The sequence below is a fragment of the Anaerolineae bacterium genome (assembly GCA_016931895.1).
GTDB lineage: Bacteria > Chloroflexota > Anaerolineae > 4572-78 > J111 > JAFGNV01.
Genome location: JAFGDY010000009.1, coordinates 1 through 2,917, shown reverse-complemented (window position 1 = coordinate 2,917; position 2,917 = coordinate 1). Strand labels below are relative to the sequence as shown.

The following is a 2,917-nucleotide window of genomic DNA, read 5'->3' as shown; positions in this document are numbered from 1 at the left end:
TGGCGCGGTCATAGTCGGCCAGGGCCTGTTCGAACTGCTTCAAATCCCTACCGTAGGTGGTGCCCCGGTTGTAGAAGGCGCTGGCGTTATTTGGTTCTTGTTCAATAACTTTTGAAAAATCATGCACTGTGGCCGTATAGTCGCCCAGGTAGTAGTGGGCCACGCCAAGGCCAAAGTAAGTGTCTACCGGGTTAAAATCGAGGCTAATGGCTTTTTCTAGGTCGTTTTTGGCGGCGGGGTAGTTGCCCATATTTAAATGCGCCCGGCCGCGCCGGCCATACAATTCGCCGTCAGCCGGGCGCAGTTCCAGGGCGCGGTTATAGTTGGCCAGGGCAGCGGCGTAATCGGCCTGTTGGAAGGCGGCTTGGCCCTGATTGACGTAAAAGGCCGCCAGGCGCTCTTGGTAGGTTTGAAAGAGAGGCTGGTTTGCCGGCTGCTGCCAGTCGGCCAGCAACATCTGGCGCGTGTTGTCGTGGTAAATATACCCGCCGTCCTGGCGCGCCAAAACAAAATTAAAAGGCAGTAGCCCTTCTAGCAGGGTCTGGTTGCCGGTTTCATCATCTGAAGCGCCGCGCAGCACGCCAATAATGTCGGCGTTAAAAACGCGGGGGATGGCGCAGGCGCGCATCATCTCGGCCAGTTCAGGGTCGGCGGATTTAAACCGTTCATAGTTGAGATAAAAAAGCTGCCGGGTGAACTCTTCCGGGCTGGCCCCTTTGGACAGAAGCGACTCCAGGGCGGCATCCAAATCATCGGTTGGGGGGAGGGTGGGGTTGGTCATTATCTACCGGGCCGTAACGGTAATAAAATGGTGCGCATGGCGTCTACCACCTGTGAAGGCGACAGCCCCTGCTCAACCATGTCGCAAAAAAGTTTCAGTTGCCGCTGGGTATAACTAAAGCCATGCACCCGTAAACATTCTTCTACATGGTTGGTGGTCCACTGGCTTAAGGTCCGCACGGATTTAACCACTGCTTGGCAATCCTCGGAGGGCCACAGATATTCAAACTCCGGTATCTCTCGCCCGGCAATCACCACCACCAGTTGGGGCGGACGCCGGTCAATATTAAAACAGTACCTATCTAAAAGATGATCTAACAGCCATTGCCGCAAAGCGGGATCGCATGTTTCGTAGGCGTCCAGCATAATAACCACCCGCTGTTCTTGACAATGTCGGGACAGGTCGGCTAGAAAAGCCTGGACGCAAAGGGTTTGGGCCATCGCCTGCTGTTCGGGGGTAAAGGTGGGCGGGGCTGCGCCGCTCACCGTCTCGGCATGTTCAATAATGGTCATTACCCCGGCCATCTTCACTTCAGCGTCGTGCAAATCGGCGTAGCGCAGGTCTATTGCGCCGCGAATGGTGGTAAAGTCGCAGGCGCGGCGGGCTGTTTCGTAATGGGCAAAGGTTGGAAAATTCAACCGGGCCGCCAAATCCTTTTCAATTTCCTGTACCAGGGCCAGCGGAGAGGAGTCGGGCAATTGGTCAAGGGCCACCAAGCTGACCGGAGTAGACGGTTTAACAACGCGACAGCGATATTGGAATTTGTGCAAAAGTTGCGTTTTACCCATGCCGCCCGCGTCTCTAATGGCCAGGATACGGGCTTGGTCTTTGAATTGTAGCAACTCCTCAAAAAGCTCTTGCTCAAATTCACGGTCTATAAACTTATGGGGGTCGAACTTTTTAATAAACATTGTCTGGATTACAAGGCAGAAAGTTTAAGCTTTTTTGACCGGCTTATCTGAGGTGGTGGGTGGGGCGGCATGACCAATTTTTACCCCGCTGATGTCCATACCTTGCGCGTGGGACAAATTGGCCCCGCGCAAATCGGCAATGCCGGCAATTCCGGCCTGCATAATTTTCGCGCCGGTGCTGGCTCCATCCGGGCCAGGCTGGTTCATCAGTTCGGCCAGTTGTTGGGCCAGGGTTGGGTCTTGGGCCAGTTTCTCTTGTAGCGCCTTAATCATCATTGCTTGCATCTCGTCAGGGTTTTCCTCAAACAACTCGACGGTTGCTTGCTCTTTAGGGGAGCTAAAAGCCGATTTGACTAACACCCAAATCTTTCCGGTCAATTCACCGGCGTACTCAGCGGCCTTTTCGCCGACCTTTTCGGTAACGGCGGTAGCAATTTTTTCTATTCCGGCTTTGGCATACGGCACCAAAAAAGTTGTTACAGCAGTTGTGGCCACAAGGGTCAAATCAATGGGCATGGGGAACCTCCTCTTTACAAATAGCACAGGCTTTAGCATAAACGATGCTCTTTAATAATACGTCTAAACGGTAACGGGTGCAAACTGTTGGATGTATTTCCTCGCTCCGGCGGTCTCCGCCGGAATGCAGCCCGAACGCTCTGCGTTCGCAAACGCTGCGGCGTTCCCGGAAGCCAATCCACGGTTTGGGGACGCTGGGTGGTCAAGATTGCGTTGGAGATTCAGACCGCAGAGGGGGCCAACGTTCCGTTGAATAAAACCTCTGCGGTCTAGCCTCCGCGCCTATTTTACCTGCCCGGCAAATTGGGGTAGAATTTAGGGGAAGGCACGTATCTTTTTAACCAGGAGCGTTGCGACGATGGGACAAATCTTAAAACCGCGCCGGGTTGAGTTTGGCTAATTGACCCGGATGTTGGGTGAGTACGCGCACAAGTATAACTTCTCAACCATTGAATTCTTCCGCCGTTATACCGCAGGCGAATTGGGGATGAGGATGACTTGATGATGTGGGCCGGAATTTACCATCTTTACTTGACCTCACATCCGGTACGGCAATTTATGAAAGAGGATGCGTCTCTCTGCCTGAAAAACCAACGACACGGGGCCCAGGGACCAAGCCTGCCCCGTATGGGGCGACCGCCAGGGTGCGCTCCTGCATCAATTCAAAGACGATTAAAATGGCCCATAAATTCAATCCAGACAAACATCA

3 protein-coding genes are annotated in these 2,917 nt (G+C 53.5%); all 3 read right to left on the bottom strand.

Going from position 1 to position 2,917, the window contains the following annotated elements:
• The coding region (locus JW953_00650) for a tetratricopeptide repeat protein (protein ID MBN1991182.1) at nucleotides 1-781 on the bottom strand (781 nt) is incomplete at its 3' end.
• Nucleotides 781-1,692, bottom strand: coding sequence for a hypothetical protein (locus JW953_00645; GenBank protein MBN1991181.1), 912 nt, complete (start codon nucleotides 1,690-1,692; stop codon nucleotides 781-783). The genes JW953_00650 and JW953_00645, both read right to left, overlap by 1 nt.
• Before the next feature lie 24 nt (nucleotides 1,693-1,716).
• Entirely contained in the window at nucleotides 1,717-2,208 is a 492-nt protein-coding gene (locus JW953_00640) for a hypothetical protein (GenBank protein MBN1991180.1), read from the bottom strand.
• Between the last annotated feature and the right edge of the window lie 709 nt (nucleotides 2,209-2,917).